General features: G+C 72.8%; 12 protein-coding genes. All 12 read right to left on the bottom strand.

The features are described from left to right. Positions 1 to 27: 27 nt before the first annotated feature. Positions 28 to 249, bottom strand: a complete 222-nt coding sequence (locus AB0L56_RS15185; RefSeq protein WP_365423264.1) for a hypothetical protein — start codon at positions 247 to 249, stop codon at positions 28 to 30. Positions 250 to 970: 721 nt separating this feature from the next. Beyond that, positions 971 to 5,506, bottom strand: a complete 4,536-nt coding sequence (fxsT, locus tag AB0L56_RS15180) for an FxSxx-COOH system tetratricopeptide repeat protein (RefSeq protein WP_365423261.1) — start codon at positions 5,504 to 5,506, stop codon at positions 971 to 973. A gap of 1 nt (position 5,507) precedes the next feature. Then, positions 5,508 to 6,593 (bottom strand): AAA family ATPase, encoded by a 1,086-nt coding sequence (locus AB0L56_RS15175; RefSeq protein WP_365423258.1) that lies wholly within the window; start codon positions 6,591 to 6,593, stop codon positions 5,508 to 5,510. Further along, positions 6,590 to 8,146, bottom strand: coding sequence for a hypothetical protein (locus AB0L56_RS15170; RefSeq protein ID WP_365423255.1), 1,557 nt, complete (start codon positions 8,144 to 8,146; stop codon positions 6,590 to 6,592). Before AB0L56_RS15170 ends, AB0L56_RS15175 begins: the two co-directional genes overlap by 4 nt. Before the next feature lie 277 nt (positions 8,147 to 8,423). Beyond that, positions 8,424 to 10,979 carry a polynucleotide kinase-phosphatase gene (locus AB0L56_RS15165; protein ID WP_365423252.1) on the bottom strand — a complete coding sequence of 852 codons (2,556 nt, stop codon included), beginning with the start codon at positions 10,977 to 10,979 and terminating at the stop codon, positions 8,424 to 8,426. After that, complete coding sequence (locus AB0L56_RS15160; protein ID WP_365423249.1) at positions 10,976 to 12,439, bottom strand: 3' terminal RNA ribose 2'-O-methyltransferase Hen1; 1,464 nt, start codon at positions 12,437 to 12,439, stop codon at positions 10,976 to 10,978. The genes AB0L56_RS15165 and AB0L56_RS15160 overlap by 4 nt, the downstream gene beginning before the upstream one ends. Positions 12,440 to 12,602: 163 nt before the next feature. After that, complete coding sequence (locus tag AB0L56_RS15155) at positions 12,603 to 13,526, bottom strand: LLM class F420-dependent oxidoreductase (protein WP_365423246.1); 924 nt, start codon at positions 13,524 to 13,526, stop codon at positions 12,603 to 12,605. 456 nt (positions 13,527 to 13,982) lie between these two features. Further along, the gene (locus AB0L56_RS15150) at positions 13,983 to 14,453 is read right to left on the bottom strand and encodes a DUF6099 family protein (protein ID WP_365423243.1); all 471 of its coding nucleotides are present in this window, start codon (positions 14,451 to 14,453) and stop codon (positions 13,983 to 13,985) included. 200 nt (positions 14,454 to 14,653) lie between these two features. Further along, entirely contained in the window at positions 14,654 to 15,028 is a 375-nt protein-coding gene (locus AB0L56_RS15145) for a nucleotide pyrophosphohydrolase (RefSeq protein ID WP_365423240.1), read from the bottom strand. After that, on the bottom strand, positions 15,021 to 16,199 hold the full coding sequence (locus tag AB0L56_RS15140; protein ID WP_365423237.1) for an ATP-binding protein: 1,179 nt from the start codon (positions 16,197 to 16,199) through the stop codon (positions 15,021 to 15,023). The genes AB0L56_RS15145 and AB0L56_RS15140 overlap by 8 nt, the downstream gene beginning before the upstream one ends. Positions 16,200 to 16,320: 121 nt before the next feature. Then, positions 16,321 to 16,716: a cell division protein SepF gene (locus tag AB0L56_RS15135; protein WP_361026286.1), complete on the bottom strand. Its 396-nt coding sequence runs from the start codon at positions 16,714 to 16,716 to the stop codon at positions 16,321 to 16,323. Positions 16,717 to 16,768: 52 nt separating this feature from the next. Beyond that, positions 16,769 to 16,960 (bottom strand): hypothetical protein (locus AB0L56_RS15130; protein WP_365423780.1); only part of this gene is annotated, 192 nt, incomplete at its 5' end.

Genomic DNA, 16,960 nt, shown 5'->3' with positions numbered 1-16,960 from the left:
GGGCTACTGCCGCCGGGGCGGGGACGGTCACTCGGCCCGGGCGCTCCCCTCGTTCCCGCCCCTGATGCTGCCGCGCGCCCGCAGGACCTCTTCGAGCACGCGGACGGTCGGGCGGAGCGGGGCGAGATCGTCCAGCGCGGTCAGGGGCAGGCCCGCGAGGTCGGCCAGATCCGACTCCCAGACGTCGGTCCCCGCACCGGTGGCCGGCTCACGGTCGGCGGTGTGGCGCAGAGCGGGCGGCTGATCCAAGATGCTCCCCCTTCTCGCACGGTGGCACGCGATGCCCCGTACCCATGTCCCTTTTCCATCATGGCCATTCCTGCCCGGGTCGAAAACCGTACGATCACGCCACCCGATCTTTTGGACGGTCTCGTCCGCCTTGTCGCCTCCGTCAACTCGGCCGAACGGAACAGCAGTTCGCCACGCGCACCGGGCGGAGCATGCCGGACGGGACCGGTGTGATGGCCTGCGCCATCTGTCCGGACCGAGGGCGGGTGCGTCCGGGCGGGCGAACCCACGACGGCCGGGGTTCCCCGGCCGATGACGCGGGTACGGCAGAGCACGGCTCCCTTCCCTGAGGGCCCGGAGGTGTGTTCGTACGGCCGGAAACAGTTCTTCCGCATCGGGCCGGGACCGCGCGCACGCCCCTGCGAACTTCACAGGGCCCGGCCCGCGCACCACTGCTCCGTCCGTGACAACGACCGCTGTCATGTGCCCCCAGTGACACCGGTGGCGGAGGATCTGCGGTGCGCTGCTCGTCGGGTTCGTCTGTTCCCGGGAGAAGGGCGGCATACTCGATCCGGATCTGCTGCGTCCGCTGCATGACATCAGCGCGCTGCTGCTGCCGTTCTTCTTCGTCATCTCGGGTCAGGCCGTCGCGCTCAACGAGAGCACGACCGCGGTCCCCGGCCCCCGACACGGCGCCGGCCCCGCTCCCGGGTCCTCCGGGGAGCGGGGCCGCTGCCGTGTGTCACAGGGGCATCGGGGCCATGTCGCACTCGATGCGGGCCCGCTGGAGGGCCGCCGCCAGCCAGTGGTGGTCCGGACGGAGCACCCGGCTGAAGCCCTCCACCGCCTTGCGCTGCAACTCCTCCGCCTCGGCGCCACGGCCCAGACCCCGATTGTCGAGGGCGAGGTTCGCGGTCACGGCCAGCGTGAGGGGGTGGTCCTCTCCGGCGACCTCCGCCAGCAGCGGCAGGGTGGCCGAGTCGATCGCGTGGGCCCGCTCGAAGTCGAGCTGCCCGTACGCCGTGTTCGCCCGGCCGATGGCCACGGTCAGGGTGGTGATGTGCCGCTCCCCCACCGTTGCGGTCAGCCGGCGGTCCGCGTCCTCCTCCAGGTCGTGGGCCGTGTCGTGGGCCCCCAGCGCACGCCAGGTCGCGGCGAGATTGGCCTTCGTCAGCAGCGTGTACGCGTGGTCCCGGCCGAGGCGCTGCTCGAACCGCCGTACGGTCGACTCCGCCAGCTCACGGGAGCCTTCCAGGTCGCCGGCCAGGCGGCGGTCCACGGAGAGGTTGGCGGCCGTCGACAGGGAGTCGAAGTGGTCCTGCCCGTACCGGGCGACAAAGCGCCTCAGGGTCTCCTCGCAGAGCTTCGCCGCCTCCGTGAGCGCACCGTCGCGGCGCTGGCAGACCGCGAGGTTGCCGGCGATGCGCAGGGTGAGGGGGTGCTCCCCGCCGATCGCCGCCCTGGCGCGGCGGTACACGTCTTCCTGGAAGTCCCGCGCGCCCATGTAGTCGCCGCTCTCGCGCATGTCGATGGCGAGACCGTTGAGGCTGTTGAGGGTGAAGAAGCTGGCCGGGCCGAACAGCAGTTCACGCTGCCGGGCGTTCTCCTGGTCCAGCGGCAGCGCCTGGCGGAAGTCGCCGCACAGCCGGAGGTCTCTGCCCCAGGCGTGGATGGCGCGCAGCGTCACCGGGTCGTCCGGGCCGAACAGCGACCGGGCCAGCTCGGTGGCCTCCTCGGTCAGCTTCCGGGCCTCGAGGAACCGCCCCTGGTAGCCGCGGGCGTCGGCCATCTCGCACAGCGAGTCGACCATGTCCTCGGTGTCGGCCTCGATGCGGCGCGAGACCTCCAGCGCCTTCTCGGTGAGCGGGATGGACTCCGGCACCTGGCCGTTCTGGCGGAGCAGGAATCCCAGGCTCTTCGTCATGCGGATGACCTGGTTGTCCTCCTCGCCGGAGGCCGCGAGCCACGCGCTCCACGCCTGGCGCGCGAAGTCGGCCGCGCCCTCGTGGTCGCCCCAGTAGTACAGGAACCAGACGGTGTCGAAGACCAGTTCACGCACATAGGTGTCGGTGCAGGTCACCGCGTGCGACGTCAGCACATGCGGGAGCAGCGCCTGGTAGGCGCGCCATTCCAGTGACGAGCCGGGCGGGCCCGGCTTGGCGGCCGACAGCAGCTGGTGGGCGGCGTCCCGCATCCGCTCGCGCTCCTGCCGGCCCAGTTTGGCCAGGAGCACCGTCTGCAGCAGACGGTGCATCTGGAGCGTGTCGGACCGCGGGTCCACCTTGATCAGGGAGAACTGACTGAGGTCGCGGACCGCGCGGTTCAGCTTGATCGCCTCCCGCAGCAGCGGGTCGACCTCGGGCGTCACGTTCACCCCCCGGCTGCCGCGCAGCATCGACCGCGGGATCGGCTCCGGCGCCATGCTCGCGCAGATGTCGAGGAGCTGGCGGGCGCCCGGGTTGTTCTGCTGGATCCGCTCCAGCGAGATGTCCCAGGCGGCGGCCACGGAGACCGGGTAGTCGGGGGCCGGGTCGAGTTCGAGGATCTCGGGGCTGCGCTGGGCGAGCAGGTCCAGGTACTCGTCGACGAGCATGCCGGTGACCGCGCGCCAGGCACCGGCCTGCTCCACCGCCAGCGGCAGATCGCCGAGGGCCTCGGCGAGCCGGCCGGCGTCGGCCTCGGTGAGGTCGGGCGAGCGCCGCTGGAGCAGCTCGATCGACTCCTCGCGGTCGAACACGTTGACCGGCAGCGGGGTGGCGACGCGTTCCCACGCCCGGTTCCGGGATGTGACGATGACCTTCCCCGGCCCGTTGGTCGGGAAGTACTGGCGGACCGCCTCGACGTCCTCCGCGTTGTCGAAGACGAGCAGCCAGTTGTCGTACGGCGTGCCGGTGCGCAGCGCCTCCAGGACGGCGGGCACGGCGGTGTTCGCGGCGGGCGCGCCCGTGCTGTCCTGTCCCGGCGGGGCGACGCCCAGCTGGGCCGCGAGCTGGGCCAGGGCGGCCAGGATCAGGCTCTCCCGTTCGGCGGGGATCCAGCAGATGACCTTGTAGTCGTGCTGGTGGGTGTAGATGTACTCCAGCGCCAGCTGGGACTTGCCGACACCACCCAGCCCGTGCAGCGCGTGCGGGAGCACGGCCGCCGTGTCCTGGGCACTCAGTTGGTCCTCCACGGCCCTCAGCAGCGCCTGCCGGCCGACGAACGAGGTGTTCCGGAGGGGAACGTTCACCAGAAGGGCGGGCGTCGGGGTCATGGTGCTCTGCATGAGCGGCTCAGCCTCCGGGGCTTCTTGTCGGGTGGCGTCGGTTACCGGGCTTGGCACGGGCTCTCCTGGTTCGTCGGGACCGTTCGACGGTGGCAGGTTTCCCCCTCCGTCGGACGATCCCCCATCAATAGCGCGGTTCACCTCAGAGGGCGTAACTCCGGACGAATCAGCATGCACCCGTTCGGCCGTGTCCGCGCCGGTGTCGCGGGAGAGACGGGGCTCGATCCGACGCGCCCGTTCGGAGTACGGCCCGGAGAGCGCCCGCATCACCGCCAGCTCGCTGCGCGCCCAGTCGCGCCGGGACGGGTCCGGCAGGGCGGCGCCCAGGGGGTCCCGCAGGGCGGCGCGCAGGGCGGCACCGCGCTCGCCCGCCGCGGGCAGCTCGCCCACCACGCTGACGGTGTGGGCGAGTTGGCTGCGGGTGGTGGCGGAGAGGAGTTCCTCGCGGACCCCCTCGGCGAACTCGGGCCGGCCCTCGGCGCCGCTGTCCCAGTCGATCAGCCCGCCCATCAGGATCTCCGCCAGATGGTCCGGCCGGGTCTCCGGCATGATGCGGTGCCGGAGCTGCTCGAAGAGGTCGAAGTCGAACGGCACGGCGGCGAGCTGGGAGGCGAGCCGGCGCGCGGCGGGTGTGGCGAGGGTGAAGAAGCGGCGGACGGCGGCTCTGGCGGCGCGCGGGAAGCGCGGGGCGCGCAGCCCCGGCGCGGGTGCGCCCTTGACGAGGGTGCCGGCCAGCACGATCGGCAGCGGGCGGCGCACTCCGCGTTCCCCCGTCACCAGGCCGGCCCAGGCGGCGAGCGAGCCGGGCTTGAGGGACAGCACGGGCACCGGCACCGCGCCGTCGCCGCCGTCCGGCAGCGGCCGCAGCGGATCGGGCCCGCCGGGCGGGGGCCAGTGCGTGAGGGCGTCGTTGGGGGCACCGAACCCGCCGGCCTCCAGCACGGCCTCGTAGGGGTAGAGCGTGGAGCGGCGCCGCATATGGGGCGGCAGCAGGTGCACCAGGGCGGTGGGGCCGGCATGGGCGAGGCGGCCGAGGAGTTCGTCGGCGGCCGGCGCGGCCCAGCCGTGGGCCAGTCCGTCGGTGACGACGAGGAAGACGCGGCCGCCGCGGCCGTCGAGGAGTTCACCGGGGTCGGAGCCGGCCCGTCCGGTGCCCCAGCGCAGGGTCGCCGGGCCGGTCCGCGGCACGTTCACCCGGACGGTGCGCACGGTGCGGAAGGCGCCGCTGTGTTCGGCGGCCCTGGCCAGGCGGGCGACGGAGTCCTTCCAGATCCGCAGCGTCGGGGCGTCGTCGACGAGCAGCACCAGGTGGAAGGCCGAGGAGCGGGCGGGGCGCAGGAAGGGCATCCACATGCCGTCGGCGACCCCCTGCTCGGCGGTGGTCTCCTCGTCCAGCTCCAGGGTGTCGCGGGAGGGGACGCGGCGGGCGAGCAGATGCAGGGCGCGCGCGAACTGCGCGGTGACGCGGCCGGGGCCGTGCGGCGACCGGTCTTCCGCGGGCAGCAGCGGCCGCCCGACGTCGGCGGCGAAGGGCCCCTCGGGGTCGGGTAACAACTGTGCCGCCGGGCCCGGGTGGCCGGCGGACCGCGGGCGGGGCGGGTCGACGGGGATGATGGTGGCGTCCCCGGTCGGCGGGCCGTCGTGCGTGCCGTCGGTCGCGGAGGGGGCCGGGGTGGCAGGGGGCGCCGGGAACGCTTCGGCCGCGGGCGAGTCCGGCCGTTCCCGCTCCTCGGCCGGCGGTGCGGGCGGCGCGGGCCGGGACGGCGCCACGGCGGCGGGGGCGGCCGGGTGCGCGCCGACGACCGGGCCGCCGTGACGGTCCCAGTACGCGGCGAGCCAGACGGCGTCGGCGACCTCCTGCCAGCGCGCGCCGGACGGGTCCGGGGCGTCACGCGGCGCTGCTCCGCGCTCGTTCGTCCGGTCGGGCTCAGGGAACGCCGAAGGAGGCGACGACCCCGAACGGGGGAAACCGTCGCCGAGCCCGGATGCGTGCTCCCTGGGGTAGCCCTTCAATTCAGCGGCCCTTCGCGAGATCGCGTAGGAGCATTTCCACGAGCTTAGTCCCGTGACCGTCCGCCTGGAAACCACCCGCCGTAGTCATCTGGACAGCGTTGAGCAACTGGTCCAGCGAGTGGGTGCCGCCCGCCTGGACGCGTTGGACGAACAGCTCCACCAGGTCTTCCGTGCCCTGGGGCCGGGCGCCCAGGTGCCCCTCCACCATGGCCAGCAACTGCTCCCGAGTGGGCGTACGCATCTCCAGCGGCAGACACCGCCGGCGGAACGCGGCCGGAAACTCACGCTCTCCGTTGCTGGTGATCACCACGACCGGGAACTCCCGGCACTCGACCCGCCCGTCGCGCACGTCGGCCCGGCTTCCGGGGTCGCTGGTGTGGACGCGGGCCGTGTCGGCGGCGTCACGCACCAGTTCCGGGACGTCATAGCTTCCATTCTCCAGGACGTGCAACAGATCGTTGGGCAGGTCGATGTCGCTCTTGTCGAGCTCGTCGACGAGAAGCACCCGGGGACGATCGTAGGGCAGCAGGGCCGTGCCGAGAGGCCCCAGGGTGATGAAGTCCCCCAACGCCGGGGGAAGTTGACGCGTACGCGACTCGTCGGTGGTGTCACCGTCGTCGCCCGCCGTGTCCACGTCGTTCCCGGCCGCGCGGTTCAGTCCCGCGCGCCAGGCGGCGATGGCCTGGGCCCTGCCCATGGCGTCATGCGCGTACAGGCCGTCGCGCAGCACGGTGCGGCTGACGATGTTCCACTCCAGCACCCGGCCCAGTCCGAGTTCCCTGGCGATCAGATAGGCGAGGGTGGACTTCCCGACTCCGGGCGGGCCCGTGATCAGCAGCGGCCGCCGCAGCAGCAGGGCGGCGTTGACGATGTCGATCTCCTCCTCGCCCAGCTGCGGCGCCATGTCGCCGGGGCCGAGGCGGCGCACCGCGGCCTGGGCGTCGGCGGGCGGCACCGGACGGGGCGGGCCGCCGCCGAACGTGCGCCACGGCGGCGGCTGCGGCAGCGCGGGCGGTACGGCCGGTTCCCTGCCCGTGCCGTGGAACACCCGCCAGCCGTTGGGGGCCGTCTGCTCCTGCGCGGTCATGCGGTCGCCTCCTCGTCGGCGAGATCGCCGGGATCGGTGGGCTGGAAGTCGATCGGCCGGGTCGGGTCGTCCCAGAAGAAACCGATGTGACGGCCGAGCAGTTCGCCCGGCCCCTGCCCGTCACTCTCGGCGTTCCTGCGCAGCAGATGCACGGCGGTCGGAATGCGTGCGGGCGTCTGGGCGGCGGCGAACAGGGCGGTCACCACCTCTCGTCGTTCCTCGGCGAAGACTCCTCGGCGGTCCCATACGGCCAGCCCTATCCCTTCCGCAATGGCGGCCTTCAGCGCCGCCAGGGCACGGCTGTCGCTGGGCGCGTCCAGCACCACCGCCGTATGTCTTGCTTCCCCGGCGAGGCCCGCCTGCCACGCGTCGAGCCGCGCACCGTCCCGTTCCCGCCAGCCGTGCACGGCGACGCCCTGCTCCCGCAGCGTGCGCCAGCGCTGCCGCCACTGGTCGCGGATCACGGTGTCGTCCGAGCACATCCGCTCCAGACTGCGCAGATGAACGCCGTACTTGAGGCTGAGCGGCAGCGGCTGGCCGTCCCCGACCCGGTGCGTCAGCCCGGCCACGTCGTGATTGAGCAGGTCGTAGGGAAGGACGAACTCGATGTACGGCGGTGGGGGCCGACGTCCGCCCGTGTCCGGCTCGCGCTGTGCCGTCCAGAGCCGGGTGCCCTGTCTCAGCGCGTGTCCGACGGCGGTGCCGAGGTCGTCCAGGGTGGTGTAGGCGGGTTCCCCCGGCTGGGGGTTCCAGTGCCCCGGCACGGTGTTGAGCCAGGGACGTACGACGATGTCGCGGGTGCCGTCCCGCGCCGGTTCCACGGCGATGATCAGGCAGCACGGTATGTCGGGGTCGCCCGGCGTCGCGGGGGCGGTCTGCCGGCGCTGCTCCAGTTGCTCGGTCAGTCCGGCCCGGCGGGCCCAGTCGTCGGCCCAGCCGGCCAGGGCGGTGCGATGGGCGGGGGTGGCGGCGAGCCGGGCGGCGTGGTCGACGAGGAGCACGGCGGGCGGGAGTCCGTCCAGCTGCGCGGTCCAGCCGAGGACGTGGGAGAAGAGCTGATCCGGCGTCAGCCCTATGGGGAGGTCGAGGCCGTTGAGCTCCTCGACAAGGGCGTCCCGCAGACGCGTGGCGGGTAACTCCCCCCGGGCGAGGACGGCGCGGGCGCTCCGCTCGTCCTCGCGGGAGACGACGGGGCCCGCAAGGAGCTCGGGCGGCCCGGTCCGCACCGGGGGCCGCTCGAGCAGTTCGTCGAGCACGCGGTCGAGTTCGTCGCCCGCGAGGTCGCCTTCGAGGATTCGGACCACTTCGACCAGTACGCGTTCGCCGCCGGCCGTGTTCAGCGCCGCGCGCACGAGAAGGACGACGTCCTCCCGTAACTTGACGCCGCGGAGGTCGACCTGGGCGCCCAGCAGATCGCCCAGCACCACGGCGAAGTGCAGACGCCCCTGCGCGTCCTCCATACAGCCGAACTCGCACAGGGCGTTGGTCAGCCCCAGGAGCACCCGGCTGCCCCGCGCACGCTCGAATTCACCGTGCCCTGTGTCCGTTGTCACCGACTTTCCCCCTGAGCCGGTTCGCCTGCCTGACCGATCAGCGAAGTTAGCACGGCAACCAACGGTTAACCAGGGACGAATGAGGTAGGACCACCGGCCCCCGTCCAGGATCCCCCACAAGGGTGAACCCCGGCCCGAATCCCGCGGCCCGCACCAGCACTGGGCGCCGAACGACGGCGCCACAGCCGGCCCCACCGCACCGGCGCGGCCCAGCGCACGCAGACAGGCGCACCGGCGCGCCGCCGCCTCGCCGATGTGGTGGCCCGGTTCGTCGGGGTTACAGGCGGGGGTCGACCGGTTCTGATTCCAGGGACAGGACGGCGAAGACCGGTTCGTGGACGCGCCACAGGGGCTCGCCCTCGGCCAGGCGGTCCAGGGCCTCCAGGCCCAGCGCGTGCTCGCGGATCGCGAGGGAGCGCTTGTGGTTCAGGAAGCGGTTGCGCAGGCGGGCCAGGTTCTCCGGCCGGGTGTACTCGGGACCGTAGATGATCCGCAGGTACTCGCGGCCCCGGCACTTGATGCCGGGCTGCACCAGGCGGCCCGAGCCGTCGCGGACCAGGGCAGCGACGGGCTTGACGACCATGCCCTCGCCGCCGCGTCCGGTCATCTCCAGCCACCAGTCGACGCCGGCCCGCACCGACTCGGGATCGGCCGTTTCGACGTAGAGGCGGCGGGTGGTCTGCAGCAGGCCGGTCGCGTCGTGCTCGACCATGCGGTCGATCAGCGCGAGCTGCTGGTCGTGAGGCACGGCGGCGAGGCTCCGGCCCTGGACGGCGAGGATCTGGAACGGCGCCAGGCGCACGCCCTCCAGCCCGTCGGTGGTCCAGCAGTAGCGGCGGTAGGCGTCGGTGAACGCCGAGGCGGATTCCGCGCGCTCGCGCTGGCGGTTCAGCAGCTCCCGCACCTCCACACCCCGGGCCGCCGCGGCCTCCAGTGCGGCCAGGGCGCCCGGGAAGACCGCGCCGGAGGCGGCGCCGACCGCGGCGTATTGCGAGCGCAGCAGCCCGGACGCCTTCAGGGACCACGGCATCAGCTCGGCGTCCAGCAGCAGCCAGTCGGTGCCGAGTTCCTCCCAGAGGCCGGCCTCGGTGACCGCCGTGCGCAGCCGGCCGAGGATCTCCTCCGTGACGGAGGCGTCGTCGAAGAAGGGACGGCCCGTACGGGTGTACAGCGATCCGGTCCCACCGCCGACGGCGCCGAAGCGCCGCTCGGCCACGGCCGCGTCGCGGCAGACCAGGGCGACCGCGCGGGAACCCATGTGCTTCTCCTCGCACACCACCCGCGCGACTCCGTCCCGCTCGTACTGGGCGAAGGCCTCCACCGGGTGCTCCAGATAGCCCTCCAGGTGGGAGGTGGCGGTGGGTGCCATGGTCGGCGGCAGGTACGGCAGCAGGCGCGGGTCGATCGCGAAGCGGCTCATCACCTCCAGGGCCGCGGCGGCGTTCTCCTCGCGGACGGACACCCGGCCCGCGTGCCGGGTCTCGACCACGCGGCGGCCGTGCACGTCGGCCAGGTCCAGCGGACGCCCCTCGTGGCCGCCGGGGGCTTCCGTGCGCAGCGGGCGGGCCGGCTCGTACCAGATCCGCTCGGCCGGTACGTCGACCAGTTCCCGCTCCGGCCAGCGCAGCGCGGTGAGTTTGCCGCCGAACACCGCGCCGGTGTCCAGGCAGATGGTGTTGTTGAGCCAGGTGGCCTCCGGGACGGGCGTGTGGCCGTAGACGACGGCCGCCCGGCCCCGGTAGTCCTCGGCCCACGGATAGCGCACGGGCAGGCCGAACTCGTCGGTCTCGCCGGTGGTGTCGCCGTACAGGGCGTGGCTGCGGACCCGGCCGGAGGTGCGCCCGTGGTACTTCTCCGGCAGACCGGCGTGACAGACCACCAGCCGGCCGCCGTCGAGCACATAGTGGCTGACGAGCCCCTCGACGAACTGCCGTACCTCGGCGCGGAATTCCTCGCTCTCGCCCGCCATCTGCTCGATGGTTTCGGCGAGTCCGTGGGTGTGCTGCACCTTGCGGCCCTTGAGGTACCGGCCGAACTTGTTCTCGTGGTTGCCGGGCACGCACAGCGCATCGCCCGACTTCACCATGGCCATGACGCGGCGCAGCACGGCGGGGCTGTCCGGCCCGCGGTCGACGAGGTCGCCGACGAAGACGGCGGTACGGCCCTCGGGGTGCGAGCCGTCGACGTAGCCGAGCTTGCCGAGCAGGGCCTCCAGTTCGGCGGAGCAGCCGTGGACGTCGCCGATGATGTCGAAGGGCCCGGTGAGGTGGGTGAGGTCGTTGAACCGCTTCTCCGTGACGACGGTGGCGTGCTCCACCTCCTCCACGCCGCGCAGCACATGCACCTTGCGGAAGCCCTCGCGCTCCAAGTGACGCAGCGAGCGGCGCAGTTCCCGGGTGTGGCGCTGGATGACCCGGCGCGGCATGTCGGCGCGGTCCGTGCGCGCCGCGTTGCGCTCGGAGCACACCTGCTCCGGCACGTCGAGCACGATGGCGATGGGCAGGACGTCGTACTGCTTCGCCAGGTCGATCAGCTGCCGCCGGGCGTCCTGCTGGACGCTGGTGGCGTCGACGACGGTGCGACGGCCGGCCGCGAGGCGCTTGCCGGCGATGTAGTGCAGCACGTCGAAGGCGTCACGGGAGGCGCTCTGGTCGTTCTCGTCGTCGGCGACCAGGCCGCGGCAGAAGTCGGAGGAGAGCACCTCGGTGGGCTTGAAGTGGCGCCGGGCGAAGGTGGACTTGCCCGAGCCGGACGCGCCGATGAGCACCACGAGGGAGAGGTCGGTGACGGGCAGGGTGCGGCCCCGCGTCATCGCGGTGGTTGCGGTGGTCATGCGGCCTTCGCCTCCTTCACGGTCGCGGTCTCGAACACGGCCATCTGGGTGGGCGGTCCGACCTCGGCGTCGTCCGGCCCGACGGGCAGGAAATCGACGTGGTAGCCGTGCCGTTCGGCCACCTTCTCCGCCCAGGCGCGGAACTCCGCTCGGGTCCACTCGAAGCGGTGGTCACCGTGGCGGACATGGCCGGCCGGCAGGCTCTCCCAGCGCACGTTGTACTCGACGTTGGGGGTGGTCACGACGACCGTCCGGGGGCCGGCCGCGCCGAACACCGCGTATTCCAGGGCGGGCAGCCGGGGCAGGTCGAGGTGCTCGATCACCTCGCTGAGCACGGCGGCGTCATAGCCCTTGAGCCGCTTGTCAGTGTAGGCGAGGGAGCTCTGGAGGAGGCGTACGCGCGACGCCTGACGGTCCCCCATGCGGTCCAGTTTCAGCCGCCGGGAGGCGATGGTGAGCGCCCGCATCGACACGTCGACGCCGACGATCTCGGTGAAGGACGGGTCCCTGAGGAGCTGCTGCACCAACTGTCCCTGGCCGCAGCCGAGGTCGAGCACCCGTGCGGCGCCGGAGACGCGCAGTGCGGCGAGGATCGCTTCCCGCCGCTGCACGGCGAGCGGCGTCGGCTTCTCCTCCTGCCCGGCGTCCTCCTCGACGGCGTTGTCGATGTCCTCCACCTCGCTGTCGTCCGCCTCGGCCAGCCGGACCAGCTCCAGTCTCTCCATGGCCTGCCGGGTCAGTGACCAGCGGCGGGAGAGGTACCGGCTGGTGATCAGCTTCTGCTCGGGATGTGCCGGCAGCCAGCCCTCGCCGGCCCGCAGCAGCTTGTCCACCTCGTCGGCGGAGACCCAGTAGTGCTTGGCGTCGTCGAGGACGGGGAGCAGGACGTAGAGATGGCGCAGGGCCTCGGCGAGGGTGAGCGTGTCCGCGTCCAGGACCAGGCGTATGTAGCGCGAGTCGCCCCACTGCGGGAACGCGCTGTCCAGCGGAACGGGCTCCGCGGTGACCGCCCAGCCGAGCGGCTCGAACAGCCCCCGGACGAGTTCGGGGCCGCCGCGCGCGGGCAGCGCGGGCACCTCGATGCGCAGCGGGCGCGGCTGTCCCGGGAGTTCCGGCCGGGCGTTGCACACCCCGCGCATGGCGCTGGAGAAGACGCCGCTCAGTGCGACGGCGAGCAGGGAGGAGGCCGCGTACGGCCGGTCGTTGACGTACTGCGCGAGTGCGGCGTCGGGTGCGCCGCCGCGGCCCTTGCCCTTGCCGCGCCTGACCAGTGCCACCGCGTCCACCTCGAGCAGCAGCGCCGCCGTGCAGCGCCGGGCGTCGGCCTCGGGGTAGAGGACGTGCGCTCTGCCGTAGGAGGTGGAGAACGCCTGCGCCTTCTCGGGATGCTTGTGCAACAGGAAACCGAGGTCGGTCGCCGGGCGCTGCGCGGAGCCGGTGGTACTGATCGTCAGAAACACGGTGGTTACACCTCGAACACCTTCTGAGCTGCGGATAGGGACCGGGAATCCGGAACGTCCGGTCAGCGTACGGGGGATGGGGCCGCGGTGTTCGAGGATTTTCGGGGCGTCGGCGGCGGGCGGGGCCGACCCGGTGGGTGCGGTCCCGTCCGCCGGGCGTGCCCTACGGGAGCTGGGACTGGACCTGGGACGAGATCAGCTCCAGGTGGTCGAGGTCGGAGAGGTCGAGCAGTTGGAGGTAGATGCGCCGGGAGCCGATCTCGGCGTAGCGGCCGATCTTGTCGACGACCTCGTCCGGGGAGCCCGCCAGGCCGTTGGCCCTGAGCTCCTCGACCTCGCGGCCGATCGCGGCGGCGCGCCGGGCGACCTCCTGGTCGTCCTTGCCGACGCAGACGACGAGGAGGTTGGAGTAGACGAGGTCGTCGGGGGCGCGGCCGGCCTCCCGGGCGGCGTCCCGGACCCGGGCGAACTGGCGCTCGGCGTCCTCGATCGAACCGAAGGGCATGTTGAACTCGTCCCCGTAACGGGCCGCGAGGCGCGGGGTGCGCTTCGCGCCGTGGCCGCCTATGAGCACCGGCAGCTTGGCCTGGGCGGGCTTGGGAAGCGCCGGGGACCTGGTGAGGTCGTAGTGGGTGCCGTGGTGGTCGAAGGTCCGGCCGGGTTCGGTGGCCCACAGGCCGGTGATGATCTCCAGTTGCTCTTTGAGGCGGGCCAACCTGTCCTTCGGGAAGGGGATGCCGTACGCCTTGTGCTCCTCCTCGAACCAGCCGGCGCCCAGGCCAAGTTCGACGCGACCGCAGGACATCTGGTCGACCTGGGCGACCTGGATGGCGAGCACGCCGGGGAGGCGGAAGGTGCCCGCGGTCATCAGGGTGCCGAGGCGGATGCGCTTGGTCTCACGGGCCAGGCCGGCGAGGGTGATCCAGGCGTCGGTGGGGCCGGGCAGGCCGTCCGAGGAGCCCATGCTGAGGTAGTGGTCGGAGCGGAAGAAGGCGTCGAAGCCCAGGTCCTCGGTGGCCTTGGCGACGGTGAGCAAGGTGTCGTAAGTGGCCCCCTGCTGGGGCTCGGTGAAGATGCGAAGATCCATGTCTCCATCCTGCCCGCTCGCTCGCGGGGGCGGGCGCGCCCGCCGTTGGGCGTGGCCTGGGCCACGGTCGGGTGACATCGGGGTGGGCCGGGGTGTGCGGTGTGACCGGGTCCGGGTGAAGATCGTTGGCTCGGGCGGAGCCGGAGCGCCCGGCTCCCGCTCAGGCCGGTGTGCGCCGGGGTGTCAGGGTGTCGGTCCGCGTGGACCACGGGCCGGGGAGGCCGTCATGTCCGAGGAGAGCGTGCCGCAACAGGGCGGGGTGGCGGCGAGGCCGCCGAAGGGGCTGTTGCAGCAGATGGAGGAGCTGATGGCGGCGCTGAACGCGGACCTGTCGGCACTGGACGCGGAGCTGCAGGCGGCGGGCCCGGGGCGGGACGGTGGGGCCGACGGGGTCGCCGCCGGTGCGGTGGAGGAGAACGAGGATCGCTGGACCTGCGGCGCGGGAGGTCGGTGTGGTCAACCGGCCTCCCGCTCCGGTAAGACCTCGTCGCGGTCCGCCAGTCTGCGGAGCATCTCCAGGACGCGGTCCCGGGACTCGTCCGCCGCGTCGATGGCCTCCATGCACTGCCAGTACGTCGCCTCGTCGTCGACGGAGGAGGCGATGCCGACGAGGGCGATACCGACCTCGCCGAGCAGACCGCCGAGATACATCAGGGACTGGCGGGCCTCGCCCAGTTCGGTGAGCTCGGCCGCACGCAGTTCGCCCGCACGGAACTCCCGGGTGCCCAGCACGCCACAGCCCCGGCCCGCCAGCTCCGTCAACCCCAGTGCCTCGCCACGCAGTTCGGGTGGTCCGGCGACCGCGAGCCGGCTCCCTATCGCCTGCGCCAGGGCCTGCGCCTGCCACACCTCGGTCAGCAGCTCCGGTATGCCCCGGCTGGCGGCCAGGGCCCTTCTGCTCGTCACGATGAGCCGCACAGCGTCCATGCGCTGCCCCCGTCTGTCCGACGCGCTGCCCACGCGTCCGCATCCGTTGAACTTCTCTGTTCACTACCCAGAGTGAGGGCGCGTGAGACAAAAAGCCAGAGGAAGACCGAAATCTGTGGACAACAATTCGAGCGAGGTCGAGCTTTCGAACACGAAGAGTGAAAACGGAGTCATCGACTCCCTCCGACTCCGAGGCCCGTTCACGGGGGCTCGCTGCGCGGCTTTCCGGCCGGGAACCTGTGCTCGTTGCGGTCGATCTTGGCGGCGAGCGCCGACAGCGGGTCGACGCCGAGGACCTCGCACAGCTGGACGAGATAGGCGAGGACGTCGGCGATCTCGTCGGTGACGCGGTGCGCCGTGTCCGGGTCGTCCATGACACGGGCCGACTCCTCGGGCGTCAGCCACTGGAAGATCTCGAGGAGTTCGGAGGCCTCCACGCTGAGCGCGGCGACGAGGTTCTTCGGGGTGTGGTACGGCTGCCAGTCCCGCGCGGCGGCGAACTCGGCGAGGCGGCGCTGGAGTCCGGCGAGGTCGAGGGGCTCGCGCGGGGCTTCGTCGTCGTACGGATCAGTCACGGTCCAGGTGTACCACCGTCACCCCGGGCACCCCCGCCGCCCAGGAGGCGTCGCTCACCGCGCCGGCCAGGCGGATGTGCCCGCGCTCGCACATCCGCGCCGCCAGCCGGAGCAGGTGCGTGCGCTGGCCGGGGTCCAGGGACCGGTCCAGACCGTCGGCGAGGACCGTGAGGGTGCGGAGCGCGGCCGGGACCTCGCCGGGCACGTCGGTCTCCAGCACTCCGGGGCCGGTGAGCAGCACCAGCGCGAGGGCGGTGTACCGCAGTTCTCCGTCGCCGAGCCGCCGCAGCTCGGTACGGGAGCCGTCGCCCCGCTCGAGCAGGGCACGGACCAGGCGGCCGGCGTCGTACGGTTCGGCGAGCAGGTCGGCGACCGGCCCGGCGCAGCCGGCGCGCACCGCGTCGACCAGAAGCGCGTGCCGGCGTCCGCACTCGGCGCGGGTGCGCCACAGCACGTCGGCGAGGTTGTCGCAGCCGCCGAGCAGCCGGCCGGACCCGACCGGCATGGGCCCGCGCATCCGGTCGGGGCGGGGGTCGCAGGGGAAGACGGAGCGCAGCGCGACGACCATCTGCTCGGCGGCGGCGAGCACTTGGCGCTGCCCGGGGGTCTTGCCGGCGACGCGCAGCGGCAGCAGCGCGGTGCCGAGCCGGTCGTCCGGCAGCGGGGCGCGGGTGACCGGGGTGGCTCCCGCCGTGTGCCAGGCGGCCTGCACGGCGCGCTGCCGGGGGTCGCGCAGCGCGGTCTCGAGCAGGACCACCCCGTCGGCCGTCAGCCGCTCCCCCACGATCCGCAGTTCGGGTTCGGCCTGGACGGCGACCTCCAGCCGGACCGGTCCCGCAGGGCCGTCGGCGGTACAGCCGATCCGGAAGCCACGGCGACCCTGGGCGTCGGGACGTGCCCGTTCCGGTACGCATCCGCCGGGCTCGGGGAAGACGTCCTCCAGCGCGGCCCCGCCGCCGAGCCGGGCGAGCGCCTCGCAGGCCCGCAGCGCACTGGTCTTGCCGCTGCCGCTGGGCCCGGTGAGCAGCGTGAGGTCCGCCAGGGGAAGCTCGACGCCACGGTGCCCGGCGAACGCGGAGAGCAGCAGCTCGGTGACCCGGGGCAGGCCGGGCCGGGCCGACGGCAGGGGGGTCGGGGTTGTGTCCGGGCGGGACAGGGGTGGCGAGGTCATGTGCGGGACGCTAGGGGATGTCGTGCGGGGTGAACCGTTCCGCTTGGGCGGCCTTCCTACGATTGGGCGGCGCGGGTCCGGTTGCGGTTCGCGCCCCCGTGGACCGTGCGCGCCCCTGCGTTCACGCCCCTGTGATCCCCATCCCCTCCATCAGCCCCGTGACCTCCGTGCCGGAGGGGGTGAGGAGGAAGACGTTGCGGTCGACCCGGTGCATTGCGCTGGCCAGGCCGAAGACGACGCCGGTGCTGAAGTCCAGGACGCGTTTGGCGACGTCGGCCTCCGCGCCCGTCAGGTCCAGCAGCACGGGTATGCCGGACATCAGGGTCTCGGCGACGTCGCGGGCGTCCGCGAAGACGTTTACGCGCAGGACGACGAAGCGGCGGCGCGCCTCTGTCTCGGCGTCGGGCAGGGCGCGGTGGCCCACGGCGGACGGCCACGCGTCGCGGCCCCGCAGGGGGACGACCTGGGCGAGCCCCTCCCACTGTTCGTCGGTGACATCGTGGCTGCTCACCGGCATGCTCCGTCCGCTGTCGGGCTGGCAGTCTGCATCGGGCAATTCTTGCTTATGGTCACCCGTTCGGCCCAATACGACACGCTCCGCCATCACGCTGCCGCTCACAACCCGCGTCCTTCGCCCCCGCCGCCCCTTCCCATTCCCGACCCCGGGGGGTGGACACCAGGGAGAGCCGGTCGAGTTCGGCGAGCCGGCCGTGGTGGACGCGGCGGCCGTCACGCAGCACGGTGACCGTGTCGCACACCGC

This window comes from Streptomyces sp. NPDC052079 (genome assembly GCF_040680275.1).
Lineage (GTDB): Bacteria > Actinomycetota > Actinomycetes > Streptomycetales > Streptomycetaceae > Streptomyces.
The sequence above is the reverse complement of the archived record's forward strand: the minus strand, read 5'-3'. Positions and strand labels throughout refer to the sequence as shown.